Genomic DNA, 15983 nt, shown 5'->3' with positions numbered 1-15983 from the left:
CACCTACTCGTTGGTATTGTCGTGCCATGTGATGCTGACTTTCACTCCGCCCATGGTCGAATGCTCATAAGTCAGACCTGCTCCTTCACCATACAGAAAATACAAACGTTGATGGACATTCCAGGTACCACAACCCATGTTTCCGTTGAGCGGTTTGTGAAGGTTGCTCCTCAATTGATCGAGTTGGTCATCGGTCATACCAAGACCACTGTCTTCGACCGTTATCGTATACATATCGTTCTTGTAAATTGCATGAATGCTGATCTCGCCGTCTTCTATTCGGGGCTCAATCCCGTGAATGATAGCGTTCTCAATAATGGGCTGGAGCGTCAACCTGGGCACGGTCCTATCTAAAATATCATGGGGCACGTCGATTGTAAAATGCATTCGTTCCAACCTTAGCGACTGGATCTCCAGATAGTTTTTGACCATCGTCAGTTCTTCCTTGATCGTTGCCTGATCATTCTCAGACCTTGTTATGTATCGATAATACTCGCCCAGATTCAGAGCCATTGCTACGACTGCTTTTTCATTTTTCATCCTGGCCATGTTCTTGATGTAGAAGAGGCAATTGTAGAGAAAATGCGGGTTAATCTGAGATTGAAGCTGTTTCAGCGTGGCTTCGCGACTCCTCAGTTTTTCTTCGTACACATTCTCAATCAACTCCTGGATTCGTTGTGCCATGATGTTGAATCGTGCAAATAACAGGCTGAATTCATTGCGTGAGGAATGATGCAGGCGAACGGAAAAGTCTCCGGTCGACAATCGATTCGTCCCTTTCACCAACTGAAGAAGCGGGAGTTGCACACTCCGATACAGCACATACAACACAACAACGCTCATGGCGATCAGAACAGCAATTGATGCGTAAAAAAGGTTACGGCTGCTCGTAATCGGTCTTAGGATCTGCTGCATAGGAACATAGTCTACATAGTACCATCCCAGACTGTCGGATTGAATATACGAGACATAGTATTCCGTTTGATTCATCTTGGTGGTGAATCCTCCTTTTGCCTGTAAATTCGCCTCTTGCATCTTGAATTGGACAGCATTCAGGGTGTCCTTTCCGCTGCTGTTGGTAATTAAGCCGAACTCAGGATGAAACATGAAGGGATCACCTTTGTTGTTTAATTTGTTCTGATCCAGCATGGCAGTCAAGTGACGCACAGGGAAGCTGATTTTGGTAATTAATCTGGCCTTGCCCGGCTTGCCAATCGCTGTAGTTGGCTCCGTAGTATACCACTCAAACTGATTATGGGTATACGTCCATGACTTCGAGAGCGGTTCTGTAAATTCATCTTCCCTGTACGGGATGAATGCATAATAGTCCGTTGAAATCACTTTATGCAGACGCGGAAAATACAACGTGATAGTCGAATGCCATTTGCTGGCCGCGTTGTAGAGATTCATTTTTTCCAAAATGGCACTTCCGACTTTGACACGTTCATAGGGGATATCCTTGTAATCCGGGCGCTGGTACTCCTGAATGCTGGAATCCTGTCCGATAGACATTCCGTAGAGGGATAGTTGGTATATATTGGATTCTACAGAATCGGCAAAGGTTGACAAGTGATTCATGGTGTTGTTCTGAATCTCGTGTTTGATAACACGCACGCTTTCTCTGTTGGAGTATGTGTAGAGAAACAGAACCAGAATAAGCAGTATCACAAACAGCAGCGTAATTTTGGTAAAGACATTCAAACGGGTGAGCAACGTTCAACCTCCTCAACTCATTAAAATATTGTTATCGTTGTTGCAATATTAGGATATAGATTGCTAATGACCGTTGCTATAATTTTAATATACAAGTTCCTGCGGACTTGTAAAATATAAATTTTTAGAACATGGGGGATGTTGGGGTGAAGGAACATACGATAGAAACGCCGAGCAAGCGGCGGGCCATCAAGGTAAAAAAGCGCTGGAATATACAACGAAATTGGTCCTTGCATATGATGCTCGTTCCGGCGGTTTTGCTGGCCGTAGTATTTCAGTACATACCAATGGGTGGGATTGTTATCGCTTTCCAGGATTTCAAACCCTACCTTGGATTTTCAGAATCCAAATGGGTGGGTTGGGACAATTTTAAATATTTGTTTTTATATCCCGATGTCGGCCAAGTAATCTGGAACACCTTAATCATTGCTTTTTTCAAAATTGTCGCAGGATTGGTCGCACCATTTCTTTTCGCAATCTTGTTAAACGAAGTCCGTTTGGTCGCTTTTAAAAGAGTAAGCCAAACACTCGTTTATCTGCCTCACTTCCTCTCTTGGGTTATCTTGGGCGGGATTTTGCTTGACATCCTTTCTCCGCAAGGAGGCATGGTGAACAGGCTTATTGTTGCACTGGGAGGGGACCCGATATTTTTCCTGGGGGATGGGACATGGTTTCGCATAACACTTATAATTAGTGATATTTGGAAAGAATTCGGCTTTGGAACAATCGTGTTTTTGGCCTCTCTCGCAGGAATAAATCCTTCATTGTATGAAGCAGCAGAAGTGGATGGAGCCAACCGGTTCAAGCAGACTCTGCATATTACCATTCCTGCGCTGATGCCGATCACCATAGTACTTATGACACTCTCCATCGGAAACATTCTGAATGCAGGATTCGATCAGGTGTTCAACCTGTACAATCCACTTGTTTATGACAAAGGAGACATTATCGATACCTTCGTATATCGACTCGGTATCCTGAACGGCAAGATGAGTTTTGCCACAGCGGTAGGGTTGTTCAAATCCGTGGTTGCAACCATTTTGATTGTTATCTCATACCGACTCGCTTATAAAATGGCTAACTACCGAGTGTTCTAGAGAGGAGAAAAGGGCTTGTATTACAAAACAAAAGGGTATCGAATATTCAGTGTTGCCAATTATATTTTTCTCGGAGTGTTATCGCTGCTCTGCATATTACCTATCATTCATATTTTGGCTGTTTCGTTCAGCAGCATGGCACCGGCCTCTTCCAATCTGGTCAGCTTCTGGCCCATCGGGTTTACGACTGATGCCTATGTGAAGACGTTTGGCAATTCGAACTTTATCAACTCCTTGATGGTCTCGGTCAAACGTACTGTAATTGCTACCATTATCGGGATGGTCATTATGCTGATTACGGCCTTTCCGTTATCAAAGGAAGATATTAGTTTTAAGGGTCGCTCGATGTACACGTGGTTCTTTGTTTTCACGATTTTATTCAGCGGCGGTCTTATACCGAGTTATATTCTGATCCAGAAACTCGGTTTGATGGATACGATCTGGGCGCTTATTCTGCCGGGAGCATTGTCCGTGTGGAATGTCATACTCATGATGAACTTCTTTCGGGGGTTGCCTAAGGAACTGGAGGAGGCGGCTTATCTGGATGGCGCGGGTCATATCAAAACCCTGGTGTTGGTCTACATCCCGCTGTCCCTTCCGGCAATCGCCACACTGTCCTTGTTCACCATGGTGTATCAATGGAACTCCTGGTTCGACGGCATGATCTATATGTCGGATGTTAAAAATTATCCACTAGCTTCGCTGCTTCAGACGATTATCGTGCAACAAGACCTCAGTAAAATCAATGTGGACCCGTCCATGCTGGAGAACGTCTCCCAGCGTACGGTTCGCGCGGCACAGATCTTTATCGGCGCATTGCCTATTTTGCTGGTCTATCCATTTTTGCAACGCTTTTTCGTGAAAGGAATCGTCATTGGGGCAGTGAAAGAATAGCACTGACTGGCAATGACAATACGATGAAGGGGGAATACGATTGAAAAAGGGATTGGCATGTCTCGTAGCAGGAAGCATGATGGTTTCACTGATTTATCCGGCAATTGTCGGGGCAGAAAGCGCACAGCAGCAAGCGGAGGCGGAACATGTGCAGGCGACTAGCCTGCATTCCGCTCCTTATAAGGATCTGACGGGACACTGGGCAGAAACTGCCGTGGCGCGCATGCAAGATCTTGCTTTGACCAGTGGTTATGCGGACGGCACATTTAAGCCTAATGAAATCATCAGCCGGGCCGAGTTTGTGGTGATGCTGGACCGAGTATTCGGATTTGCAGGCGGTCCACGATCAGCATCTTTTTCGGACGTTTATGAAGAGGACTGGTACTATGATGCATTAATGCGGGCAAATGGCTCGGGAATCATCCAGGGAACGGATGCAGCGCACCTGTCACCGCAACGACCGATCACCCGGCAAGACGCTGCTGTCATGGCGGATCGTGCGTTTCAGCTATCGACAGGCAAGGAAGATGAACGAGTAGTGTCAAGTTTTAAAGATGAGACAGATGTAGCAGGGTATGCCAGAAAAGCACTCAGTTATTTTATCAGTGAGAAAATTGTAAACGGATACAGTGGTAAACTTACTCCGCAGTCGAACATTACGCGAGCAGAAGCAGCAATGTTATTGTCCTCTATGATTGGGGATGTTATAAGCGCTCCGGGCACGTATGAATCCAAGGTCGAGGGTAATTTAATCGTTCGGTCTGCCGACGCGACGTTAAAGAACACAACCGTAAACGGTAACTTGTTACTAACTGAAGGCATTGGTGATGGTACCGTGGCGCTGGATGGTGTGACCGTCACCGGAAGCGTAATCGTGAAAGGCGGCGGAAGCCACTCTATCCTTATCCGCAACTCCAAACTGAAGCGCGTCGTGGTCGACAATGCTTCCGTTCCAGTACACCTGGAGATTGCAGGAGGCAGTCAAGTTGAAGAGATGCTTGTCTTGCGTAAAGCAACGGTTGAACTTTCTTCCGACACCATCGTCGATGCGCTTACGATTTTGGACAAAGCTCGGCACACCCGCATTAATACAAAAGGCAAGATCAAGCTGCTGAAGGTGGATGCAACGGACGTACTCGTTAACGGAAAAAAAATCACTCCAGGGCAGCACACGATGATGACGCCTGAAATTGAGCAGACTGTGCCATCCAAACCATCAACGCCCGTCAATGGGTCGAATGATCCGATATCGTCGATACCGAGCGGACAGACGCCATCCGTTCCCGGAAATCCAGCAGGTGAAAAGCCGATTCCTGCAACGACAATTCCGAATGAACAATGGGAACTGGTTTGGAACGACGAATTCAGCGGGTCTTCCGTGGATGCTTCCAAATGGATCGTTGAGGATACCGGGCTCGTCTACAACAACGAATTGCAGTATTACAGCCCGAACAATACACGCGTCGTCAAGGATGGCGAACGAAACGTGTTGCAAATCGAGGCAAAACGGGAGTCGAAGAGCGGCAAAGAGTATACCTCGGGCAAATTGATGACGATGGGGAAAGGCGACTGGACATATGGCAAAGTGGTTGTGCGCGCCAAACTTCCTGTACAGAAAGGCATGTGGCCCGCAATCTGGATGATGCCTACGGATGAAGCTCATTACGGAGGATGGCCGTCATCCGGAGAGATCGACATCATGGAGTTGATCGGCGGCAAAGAGGCCGAACACGAAGTATACAGCACACTCCACTATGATGCCGTGAAGGCTGACGGTTCACACGGTCATGATCAAGGGAAGTTTACATTGCCCGAAGGCAAGTCCTTTGCAGACGAATATCATGATTTTCAGGTAGAGTGGCTACCAGGTTTGATTCGCTTCTACGTTGACGGGAAACTGCATCATCAGGTGAATAACTGGCAGACGACAGCTGCGGGCCAGCCGGAGAGTTACACCTTCCCAGCACCGTTCGATCGTCCGTTCTATCTGATCCTGAACTTGGCGGTAGGCGGAGACTGGCCGGGATCACCAGAAAGCGAGTTTGTCTCAGAAAAGATGAATGTGGATTTCGTCCGGGTGTATTCGTACAAAAACCTGAACGAATGGCCGGACGTAACATCGAATCCGATCGAGCCTGAACGACAACGCGAACCTCAAGCGGATGGCAACCAGATCTATAATGAACGCTTTGCCGAAGGTTTGGGTGCTGATGGTGTGCCGAACCAATGGAAATTCATCACGAATGCCAGCGGGGCTGGTAAGGTAGAGGTCGTTGAGGATGAACAGAAAGGTAAAGCTGCGAAAGTTACGATCACGCAGGCAGGAACCGAAAATTATTCCGTGCAACTAACGCAAATGCCGATCTACGTGAAGAAAAATAAAAAATATAAGGTGCAGTTTGATGCCAAGGCATCTGCAAACCGGGTGATACGATCCAAAGTGACTCAGTTTGAAAAAAGCTGGACGAACTATTCCGGTGAAAAATCTTTCTCCTTAACTACGGATTGGAACCCGTACGAATACACCTTCAACATGCGGGATAGTACGGACAACAATGCCAGATTCGAATTCAATTTAGGACTGAGTGACGCTTCCGTGACTGTGTCCAATGTCAGACTGATCGAAATTGGCGAAGCAGATCCACTGCCGATAGAACGAAAAGCGCTACCGGATGGCAATTACGTCTTCAACGGCACGTTTGATCAAGGCAAAAACCGTTTGGGATTCTGGTCCACTCAGACCCATTCGGGTGCGGAAGCCCAGGTCTCCGTAAACAACTTCTTGAAATTCCCGATCATGGAAAGACAACTCGTGGTTGATGTTGCGCAAACCAATGGCCGGCCGGATCAAGTAGTTGTGGTTCAGCCGGATATGAAACTGGAAGCAGGCACGACCTATGGTTTCTCGTTCGACGCCAAGTCCGATGCGCCTCGCACAATGGACATCGACATGACCAGCAGCGATGGTCATGCCGTACAGGTTCATCAAGGACAGCAGATCCGGCTTGGGCAAGAGATGAAGAACTACACCGGTGAGATTGTGATCGGAGAGGGTACAGCTACAGCAATGTCCGAACTTCGTCTATTATTCGGCAGTTCCACGGGCAAGGTCTATGTAGACAATGTTCGCCTTACGAAACGTGGTAAACCTGTAACGATTCATGGGTACACGCACATTCCTGCAGTAGATTCCTGGATGATGCAAGGGTTACAACTAGAAAACTCCGATGAAGGTGGCAAACATGTCAGTTACATGGATGAAGGAGACTTGCTGCAATACAAGATCGATGTGACGAACGAGGGAGTTTACACTTTCTCCACGCGGTTAGCCAGTGCTAAGAGTGATTCAAAAGTTCGCTTCAGCGTCAAGAATGAACAAGGGACGACGATTGCAAGCGCCGATCTTCTTCTTGGAGACACGGGGGGCTGGCAAACTTACAAAACTGTGTATTTACCACCGGTTTCGCTGAAAGCGGGAAGCCAGTATTACGTAAATTTTGAAGGCAATGAGTACAATACACACTGGCTTGACATTTCACAGAATAAGTTAAAGAATGGCGAGCTGGCAGCAGATCGTACCCATTGGGAACTGACTCCTGCCGACCTCACGGCTTCACATGAAGGTCAAACTGGCATCCGCATTGCCTTGCCAGTGACAACCGGAAATTGGTGGGATGCGTTATTGCAGCAAGGCCAACTTGCGCTGGATGCCGGAAAGACATACCGGCTGAGCTTCGAGGCTTCCGTATCCGATCCAAAATCAATGCAGGCCGTGATCTCGCAGAGCGGCGGAGAATTCGCCAAGTATATGGAAGAAACGGTGGAACTGACTGAGGAGAAGCAGCAGTATGCGTATACATTTACGATGGGAGGCACTTCCGATTCAGAGGCCGTGCTGGCCTTTGGATTGGGATATCCGTTGTCTAAACCGCATAACGTGTTGATCCAAAACGTGGCATTATTTGAAGTGAATCCAGGCGCTGATCAGGGCGGACAGCCGGTGTCTGTCAATCTGATTCCGAACGGCGACTTTGCGAAAGGAAGCGAAGGTTGGTTCAAGTACGTAGACGGCAATCCTGCAAATCTAGCAATTAGTGTTGCGAATCAACAGTTGCTAGTTCGAATCGCCCAAGTAGGGAGCAATCCATGGGATCGACAGGTCATTAATGAAGGATTTGGCGTTCAGCAAGGTTATATCTACAAACTTACCTTCAAAGCCAAAGCGGATAAGGCGCGAAAAATGGGCTTAGGCATCGGCTGGGTCGACGTTCCCGCCAACTATGCTTGGCACGGTTTTTTTGGAGAGCGAGTGGACCTGTCCACAGAGGAACAAGAGTATTCCTACAAGTTCGAAGCTACCGAACCAAGCTATGCGAATGCTCGAATTGTTTTTGACATGGGCAACATTTCCGGGACGGAAGACAGTGATACGACAATTACATTGTCTGATGTCACCCTGATCAACTTGGGCCAACCAAATAACCCAATGCCTACCATAGAGTAATGCTTGGTGCTTTCCCCAAAGAATATATCTGTTCGCAAAAAAAGAATCCGGGTGCACCTGGATTCTTTTTTTGCGGCCTAAGCGCGGATGCCGTAGCCAGTGTTGACGGGATCGAGTGAGGGAATATATCCATCAAAGTAGTCCACTTGACTGGAGGAGTGTTGAATGGAGATTATTCAGAGCTAAAGACAGTAAACCAATGTATAAACATTTCTTAGAAGGCCTTCAAAGGATGGGAGGGAAATTTCATCTCCGGCAATTCCAACCACTTCTCGTGTAAATTTCTCCGGCTGGTTAAAGGCAATGACGGCAAATGCCGCAATATTAATCGATGAAATCATTTGAAAATCGGTATCGGCATCTACAATTTCCGGAATCAGCAATTGGTCGCCCTCAAAACACTCGAATTTGTATTGTAATATGAAATACTAAGTTTAGGGAATGAGTTTTTGTTTTTTTAGTTCATCCATAACAGCAAATAATTCTTTTTCTGTATCCATCACTTCATGAAAACCGAATTGCTTAATTTTTGTAGTATCTGAAATAACATCATAGTCGCATCCAAATACAAAATCACCAAATGGCCAAGCAGCAACTTTTTCATATGGAGTTTGCAGCAAATCATATTTGTTAACCATACTGGCCCAAGTTTCTTTTTGTAAAGGCATTAGCTCTGTCAAAGAAATCGTCTGTATCGGGCCAGCGTCTATTTTAAAGTACTGAGCTAATTTTGGCCAAAGGTCTTCCCAGCGGAAAAGGTCTCCGTTTGTGATATTGAAAACTTCAAGTGCAGTATGTTTTTGAAGGGCTACCCATTCAGAAGCTCGCGCAAGAAGAGAAGCATCTGTAAATTGGACTAGTGCTTTATAAGCATTTTCTTTACCTGGGAAGCGAAGTGGAAGGGCTAACTCTTTGGAAATTGATGCATATACGCCAAGAACCATGGCAATACTCATTGGATTACCAATGGATACACCAGCAACGACATCAGGGCGTAGAATCGTCCAAGTCCAACTCTTTCCTTTTTGGTGAGTTCGTAAAAAATCCTCCTGGTTATAATAAAAGTTTGGAGGAAGATGCCTTGGATCATTTTCTTTCGCAGGAGTCTTAAATTTCCCGAGATGGACCCCATATACTTTTGCACCCTGCATCAAAATAACTCGGTCCAATGAATTCGAGGTCTCCTCAACAGCTTTCACGACATTACCAGCATACTTGTATTCACATCAAGCTGTTCTTGAGATTGTGCAGGGAAATCTTGATATGCAGCATAAAAGATATGAGTGATGCCTCGGATTTGTTCCAGTTTATTCCTAAGCAATTCAGGATTTAATAAATCCAGACTTACATAACGTTCAGGGTTCTTTTTGGGGATATTTCTTGCAACACCGATTGCATCCCATTCGTCCAATATACTTAAATGATCAAGAATATAGCTTCCAATAATACCAGTTGCACCTACGACAAGAGCCTTGTATTTAGTCATTCTCAATCCTCCTTAATGGTTATGAAGCTATCATAGGTCACCAAATTCCATAAATCAAATTATGAAATTTCATTATTATTATAAATAATTTTATAATAATATGTTTGTATGATGTATGTTGGTAACATATTATTGACTCTTAAGTACATCGGAGGAATGTTTTAATGCTCGATTTTGAGTGGTACAGAAGTTTTATTGCCATATACAAACATAGCTCTGTCTCCGAAGCGGCGAAGGCACGGATTATGACTCAACCAGCCATGAGTCAACATTTAGCTGCACTGGAAGCTGAAACTGGAGAACCATTGTTTAAGCGGACTGCACGGAAAATGATTCCAACCGAACGAGGAAAAGAATTGTATTCACAAGTTGCCCCACTTATTGAGGCCTTAGAACAAGCAACCATGGGACTTAAATCAACCTCACTTCCGACGATGAACGTTGTGAAAATAGGGTCTGCCCCAGAAATGTATAGCGAAATCATTCTTCGTAATCTATCCGAGTATGAAGTAAGTACTGTAGCCTATTTTGGGGATGCAGAGCAATGTTTAGAGCTTCTGAAAGAAGACCGGGTAGATGTGATTATCACCTCGAAGAAATTCCTGGCTCCAGGAATTGAATACACCAGGCTTTTAGAAGAACAATTTGTTTTAGTTGCCCCGAATTCTTTGGATGTACCTGTAAGTAATGAGTTAATAATTCGAGAAGAATGGCTTTTGAAACAGCAATGGATCAGTTACGGATTGGAGTTACCTATTATACGCAGATATTGGCGAGAACACTTCAGGAATCGTCCCTTAATTAAACCTGTTCATATCATTCCAAATGTTCATATGATATTAAGAGTTATTGGAGATGGGGCGGGCATCAGTCTTATTCCAACTTATATTTTGAATCAACAACAGCCTAATTCCATGGTTAAGGTTGTTTTCGGAGATATGATTGTAAAGAATGAAATATTTTTGGGCTATAAATTGAAACATAAACATGAGTACGATTTAAATGACTTTATAAAGAAGATCCGTGAGCAAGTGAATACCTTGAAATAGTCTCATACATGTTTTCATTAATCTTAGGATCAGGACTTAGATGTTACGAAAGTGCAAATTCTGGGTGGAAAGAAAGCTAAACGTATGATGGTTTGAACCTGACGGGTTTATAGATTGGCAGAGAGCTCCAAATACTTATCATACAAATAGATGAACAACTGTTGGAAAGTACGCATATTCTAAAGCTGCTACGAAGGAGTTTGGAAAACCCTGAAAAATACAAAACGCAAGCGCATTAAATTGGGAGATCTATATGCCATACCTCTGCCAAATGGTATATTTGCATTTGGAAGAAGATTTAAAGATGCAAGTATAGCCATCTATAACTATATGGGAAACACCCTCGAGGATAAGCCGCAGCAAGAGAATTATCAATTTATTGTTGGGGTTTATGATGATGTTCTAAAATCAGGTGATTGGCCTGTAGTAGAAAACCGACCATTTGTTAATGAAGAAGAGGCTTGGCCACCTCCTGCATGTGTCATTGATCAACTTACAGGTGAGTATTGAATTTATTACAAGGGTGAGATTAAACCTGCTGACATAAAAGAATGCGAAGGATTAGAGATCGCAGCTGTTTGGGAATCACAACATATTATTGATAGGATAATGGGGGATAATACATGGCATAAGGATCCCTTTAAATAAGCTAATTCTAAAATAGGCTTACGACGGATTCCCAGTATTTCTACCTGGGAATCCGTCGTTTAAATTTAGACTTGATAATTTAGTGGACTATTCATCGGATAAGAACCAGGTCCGATTCCTGATTAGATCGATAAATAATGAAGGATATACAGTTAGAACCTTCATTAAGTACCATAACATATGAAAATGTTCATATTGTTGTGGAACAACAAACATGATAAGAGATAAATACGGATGGCTAGGTATTTAAAAAGCGAAATATTGACACTGGAACTAGCTCTCCATTCCCAGTGAGAGGTGGGTAAAGGAGCGTATCTAGCTCTTGTGAAAGTTTACTTGGATTCAATTCGACCGATTGGATTTGGATCTTCTGACAAAGTCTTTTGAACTGCCGACCAGCTGTCATGTTCAATATCCAGCGCATGACAAAGATAAGCCCATGAGACCAGCTGAATTAAGGCGACATGTTCTGGATTTTCATCTGTTGTTTCCGTAACTTCATAACCTGGGATTCCGCCAAGTGAGTGTTCTGCACCGAATAAGGTGAGCAGGCTCTCGGCTCCTGGGCTTAGGAAGTAGGGGTCGGACATCCATTCCGGGCCGCGGACGGTCAACTGATACTTTTGCGGGGTATAGTCCTGGTCCCCGACGATCACAAGCGTGGGCGTGGTCATGTGCGTGAAGCTCACGTTCAAGTGCGGCATATTCTCGGTTGCGAACGGTGTCAGGTTGTCGCCACCTTGTCCAGCGGTGGCGAACAGCACGCCCGCTTTGATGCGTGAGTCGGACAGGTCCACGTCCTTCTTAGTTTCTGGGTCGAGGACTCGCAATCCCAAAAGATTTCCTGCCGTTTGGCCGCCGAAGGAATGTCCGGCTGCTGCTATTCGGCTTCGGTCAGTGCGTCCACTGAGGCCTGGTACGGCAGATTCAATAAGGTCTAAATTATCGAGGATTCGCTTCATGTCCTCGACTCGGTAACGCCAAATCCGTGGTTTACGGGGATCGTCATGAGTAAGGCCAACAGTTCTCGAATCGAGGAACGTAGGTTGAATGACCACGAAACCGTGAGCAGCCCAGAAGTCGGTCAAAGGGCTATAGCCGTCAAGCGAAGATCCGTTACCGTGTGCGAAAAGAATAATTGGCAAATTGCCTCCAGTTGTTGGGGCGGATATTTTCACTAACAAATCCTCACCACGACCTGGGGCTTTTAGTGCTATCGACTTCACAGAGACGATGGTAGAGGGAGCGCTCATATTGATTTTCATATTAAATATCCCTTCCTTTCTCTTTAAACAATTAATATTTATGAGTTCGCCTATGTTCTGCTATAGTAGAACGTAAGTGGAACGTTGTTCCTATTATATACGGAACGAAGTTCCACTTGCAAGATATTTATTAAACTTATAACATCCACAGTATTTTAGATTACATTGGATTATGTAATGAGTGGATTCTACAGGCCCTGTTTCAATGTCCAATTTGAATATGGAATACTCTTTTGTTTGAAGCTATGATTATGTCTTGTTAATATGAAGAATAGGACAGTAGCTAAATTCCATTGACGTAATGTAGAATTAACTTATGGGGGATATAACTTATATGAACGACAAAACGGAAGATCGCAGTGAAGGATTGGAGACTCGTCAGCAGACAGTTCGAAGCGTGCGTGCCGATGCACAACGCAACATTAATGCTTTGCTCCAGTCAGCAATGACAGTGTTCGCAACCTCGGGGGTAGACGCTCCAGTTCGTGAGATTGCGGATAAGGCTGGCGTAGGGGTTGGAACTGTTTACCGTCATTTTCCACAACGTTCAGACTTAATTGAAGCTGTTTTTCGTCAGGAGATCGATGCTTGTGCAGATGCTGCAGTAGACTTAGCTGATAAATATAAACCTGTTGAGGCACTGGAGCGATGGCTGTTGCGTTACTTGGAGTTCATAGCAACTAAACGAGGACTCGCTGCAGCTCTACATTCTAGCGATCCGGCATACGAAACCTTACCTATTTGCTTTGTAGAGGAATTAAGTCCAGCTCTAAAGACTTTGATTGAAACAGCAACAGCTGCAGATGAAGTACGTGCCAAGATTACACCAGATGAATTGTTGTGGGCGGTAGCAAGCCTAAGTACGGCAGTAGACAACGATGATATAGAGCATGCAAAAAATATTGTTTCTCTGCTTGTAGATGGGTTGCGTTACCGTGCTCTCTGAAGGGGATATCGAGAGATTCGGTATGTAGTAAAATAAAAATTACGCATGGTACCAGCTCCATTACCTAAGCACTTAGGGGGATGTTGATAAACTCAATATGTCGAGAGACATGAGCAATGCCCTGTAAAGCCGCTATTTTAGTGGCTTTTTTATTATAAGGAATCAAGTTCTTTTCCCATTTTGTTTACATTGAAAAAGAACCTTGGCGGCAAACTGGCATCGGTACTCTACCGACGTCAGTTTTTTTAGTTTCCGTTGCCTGCTCCCCCAATATCACTTAATGATGATATACTTACCTCATGAATAATGATATTGATAATCAATATCAATCAATGGTTGATATATAGAAAAAGTATGATGAGGGAGCGCGGATAGATGCAAGAAGAAGCAGAAGCAAGCCAGGTATTTACACCGGAGATGATCGATACGATGGCCCGTATTTGGACACGTTCGATCATTACATTAATAGATGTACGCTTTCAGAATGTAGCGTCCCAAACCCCTTTGGAGCAGTACAAAATGCCTAGCAGCATGTTTATCTATGCATATGGAGGAGAAGCGCAAATTCAACTGAATGAAACCACATTTGCAATGGAACGCTTCGGTTTAGTTCACGGCGGGAAAGGGAGCCTGCTCAGTATTTCGCCAAAAGGGGAGATTGTGAAGACCTTTATGGTGTTTTATAAAGCAGAATCACCTCTTTTTTTCAAGAGGCACCTGCAGCAATTACTGGAGGAAGTGAATCCATTCGTTCAACAGTTTGGTTATACACCAAGTAATCCTATCTTGCTACTCGATTGGTTTCAACAGTTGATGAATGGTTGGAAACGCGGCAAGGCGATGGATCAGCTGCAGGCCAAAAGTTTTCTATATCAATTGGTTCATGGGGTATACAGAGATTTTGAGAGCGGTGAGATTCGGTATCTCCAGCCAGATCCAGCCTGTTCTACCAAGATATATCTCGATAAACATTACATGCAGCCGATTATGTTTCAAGAAATTGCCGATATGTTTGGGATCAGTGGTGGGCAATTGACACGGCTGTTCAAAAAGAAGGAAGGGATGAGCTTACAGGAGTACCTCATTCAGAAAAGGATTGAGGCTGCCTGTCAGGAATTGAAGCATACAGAAGCAACCATTAAAGAGATCGCAACAGGATCTGGTTTTACAGATGAGAAAAATCTGTTTCGGATGTTTAAGAAGTATTACAAGATGACACCAAGTGATTATCGGAAAATAAACGCACTATCCATGCAGGTTGATGGTATTGATAATGATTCTCATTTTACTTACTATGAGAGGGAACTAGCGGGTCTAGTCCAGTCTTATAGAGAAGGGGAATCAACTATGTTTGGAAAAGTAAGAAGTAAAGAAATGATCTTGGCGGCGGCGATGAGCTTGATGTTTTTATTGTCGGCATGTGCGTCGGGAACGCCATCGAATAACGGGGGAACGGTGAATCCAATCCCTGCGCAGACACAACAGACAACACAATCGGAAGTATCGGATACGAAAGCTTCAGAAGCAGTTTCGCAGACGAGAACGATATCCACAGTAAAGGGTGACGTCAAGGTGCCTAACAACCCTCAGCGTGTTGTAGTCGATTATTTGGTTGGCGATGTAGTGGCTCTAGGTGTAACTCCACTAGGTGTGGCGAGAGCGGCAAGGGACGGGAAAGAGGCTGTTTTTGCTAACCAGATTACAGACTCCATTAAAGTAGCTATGGAGCCGGAAGATGTCATGACTCTTGAGCCTGATCTGATCATTTTAGCATGGGGCGATGAAAATTATGAAGATTTATCCAAAATTGCCCCGACAATTTATGTCCCTTATGGTGATATGACTACAGAAGAACGGATACATTTTATAGGCGATGTTTTGAACAAGCAGGAAGAGGCTAAGGCTGTTTTGAGTGCTTATGCCGGAAAAATCGAAGAAGCCAAGCTAGCCCTTCAGAATGCAGGTCTTTCAGACGTGACGATTACTATGGGAGAATTCAGTGATAAAAGTAACTACATCGCTGGAGCCAAGCATGCGGTTGGCGACCTTGTTTATAATGAACTTAAAATGAAGGCACCGTCGAAAGTTCAAACTGATATTATTGACTCAGATAAATATTGGGGAGATATCTCTATGGAGGTCTTGGCTGCTTACATAGGGGATTATCTAATCGCTATAGGAGATACGAAAGTTCCTACTGATAATACGGTCTGGAAATCGCTACCTGCTGTGCAACATAATCGGATCGTAACAGTGGGTACATCGCTATCTTGGTCCACGGATATAATGACTTCCAGTGCATTAATTGATCATATTGTAAATCAATTGCTGACAATGGCTAAATAAGAGTTTTGACGAGGTATAAAGAAGTACTCCAATTT

General features: G+C 44.5%; 12 protein-coding genes. 7 read left to right on the top strand and 5 right to left on the bottom strand.

Annotated features, from left to right (window positions below; translation table 11 throughout):
- Window positions 1-3 precede the first annotated feature (3 nt).
- On the bottom strand, window positions 4-1713 hold the full coding sequence (locus tag PTQ21_RS22185) for a sensor histidine kinase (protein WP_274567175.1): 1710 nt from the start codon (window positions 1711-1713) through the stop codon (window positions 4-6).
- Window positions 1714-1949: 236 nt separating this feature from the next.
- Between PTQ21_RS22185 and PTQ21_RS22180 the strand changes: the two genes are divergently transcribed.
- The 3 genes from PTQ21_RS22180 to PTQ21_RS22170 are packed head-to-tail and all read left to right on the top strand — an operon-like array spanning window position 1950 to window position 8208.
- Complete coding sequence (locus PTQ21_RS22180) at window positions 1950-2810, top strand: ABC transporter permease (RefSeq protein ID WP_063563969.1); 861 nt, start codon at window positions 1950-1952, stop codon at window positions 2808-2810.
- Between the two features lie 15 nt (window positions 2811-2825).
- Window positions 2826-3704 (top strand): carbohydrate ABC transporter permease, encoded by an 879-nt coding sequence (locus PTQ21_RS22175; protein ID WP_063563774.1) that lies wholly within the window; start codon window positions 2826-2828, stop codon window positions 3702-3704.
- A gap of 40 nt (window positions 3705-3744) precedes the next feature.
- Entirely contained in the window at window positions 3745-8208 is a 4464-nt protein-coding gene (locus PTQ21_RS22170) for a carbohydrate binding domain-containing protein (RefSeq protein ID WP_274567174.1), read from the top strand.
- A gap of 182 nt (window positions 8209-8390) precedes the next feature.
- Here PTQ21_RS22170 and PTQ21_RS22165 read toward each other — a convergent pair whose 3' ends face one another.
- Genes PTQ21_RS22165 through PTQ21_RS31410 form a run of 3 tightly spaced genes read right to left on the bottom strand, consistent with a single transcriptional unit; the run spans window position 8391 to window position 9694 of the window.
- Window positions 8391-8591 carry a Rossmann-fold NAD(P)-binding domain-containing protein gene (locus PTQ21_RS22165; protein WP_274567173.1) on the bottom strand — a complete coding sequence of 67 codons (201 nt, stop codon included), beginning with the start codon at window positions 8589-8591 and terminating at the stop codon, window positions 8391-8393.
- A gap of 51 nt (window positions 8592-8642) precedes the next feature.
- Complete coding sequence (locus PTQ21_RS22160) at window positions 8643-9407, bottom strand: Rossmann-fold NAD(P)-binding domain-containing protein (protein ID WP_338020290.1); 765 nt, start codon at window positions 9405-9407, stop codon at window positions 8643-8645.
- Window positions 9404-9694, bottom strand: a complete 291-nt coding sequence (locus PTQ21_RS31410) for an NAD-dependent epimerase/dehydratase family protein (RefSeq protein WP_338020289.1) — start codon at window positions 9692-9694, stop codon at window positions 9404-9406. Before PTQ21_RS31410 ends, PTQ21_RS22160 begins: the two co-directional genes overlap by 4 nt.
- Before the next feature lie 164 nt (window positions 9695-9858).
- Between PTQ21_RS31410 and PTQ21_RS22155 the strand changes: the two genes are divergently transcribed.
- Window positions 9859-10743, top strand: a complete 885-nt coding sequence (locus PTQ21_RS22155; RefSeq protein WP_063563777.1) for a LysR family transcriptional regulator — start codon at window positions 9859-9861, stop codon at window positions 10741-10743.
- A gap of 240 nt (window positions 10744-10983) precedes the next feature.
- Entirely contained in the window at window positions 10984-11253 is a 270-nt protein-coding gene (locus tag PTQ21_RS22150; protein ID WP_274567172.1) for an Imm26 family immunity protein, read from the top strand.
- 470 nt (window positions 11254-11723) lie between these two features.
- Here PTQ21_RS22150 and PTQ21_RS22145 read toward each other — a convergent pair whose 3' ends face one another.
- Window positions 11724-12656: an alpha/beta hydrolase family protein gene (locus tag PTQ21_RS22145; protein WP_072733049.1), complete on the bottom strand. Its 933-nt coding sequence runs from the start codon at window positions 12654-12656 to the stop codon at window positions 11724-11726.
- Between the two features lie 334 nt (window positions 12657-12990).
- Between PTQ21_RS22145 and PTQ21_RS22140 the strand changes: the two genes are divergently transcribed.
- Both PTQ21_RS22140 and PTQ21_RS22135 read left to right on the top strand, forming a co-directional pair.
- Window positions 12991-13602 (top strand): TetR/AcrR family transcriptional regulator, encoded by a 612-nt coding sequence (locus PTQ21_RS22140; RefSeq protein ID WP_274567171.1) that lies wholly within the window; start codon window positions 12991-12993, stop codon window positions 13600-13602.
- A gap of 375 nt (window positions 13603-13977) precedes the next feature.
- Complete coding sequence (locus PTQ21_RS22135) at window positions 13978-15948, top strand: AraC family transcriptional regulator (RefSeq protein ID WP_274567170.1); 1971 nt, start codon at window positions 13978-13980, stop codon at window positions 15946-15948.
- Window positions 15949-15983: the final 35 nt, after the last annotated feature.

The organism is Paenibacillus marchantiae, from assembly GCF_028771845.1.
Lineage (GTDB): Bacteria > Bacillota > Bacilli > Paenibacillales > Paenibacillaceae > Paenibacillus > Paenibacillus marchantiae.
The sequence above is the reverse complement of the archived record's forward strand: the minus strand, read 5'-3'. Positions and strand labels throughout refer to the sequence as shown.

Bases quoted from the DNA above. Each gene is read 5' to 3' on its own strand.
- PTQ21_RS22180 (WP_063563969.1), top strand. From the start codon at position 1,950: ATGATGCTCGTTCCGGCGGTTTTGCTGGCCGTAGTATTTCAGTACATA.
- PTQ21_RS31410 (WP_338020289.1), bottom strand. From the start codon at position 9,694: ATGACTAAATACAAGGCTCTTGTCGTAGGTGCAACTGGTATTATTGGA.
- PTQ21_RS22155 (WP_063563777.1), top strand. From the start codon at position 9,859: ATGCTCGATTTTGAGTGGTACAGAAGTTTTATTGCCATATACAAACAT.
- PTQ21_RS22145 (WP_072733049.1), bottom strand. From the start codon at position 12,656: ATGAAAATCAATATGAGCGCTCCCTCTACCATCGTCTCTGTGAAGTCG.
- PTQ21_RS22140 (WP_274567171.1), top strand. From the start codon at position 12,991: ATGAACGACAAAACGGAAGATCGCAGTGAAGGATTGGAGACTCGTCAG.
- PTQ21_RS22135 (WP_274567170.1), top strand. From the start codon at position 13,978: ATGCAAGAAGAAGCAGAAGCAAGCCAGGTATTTACACCGGAGATGATC.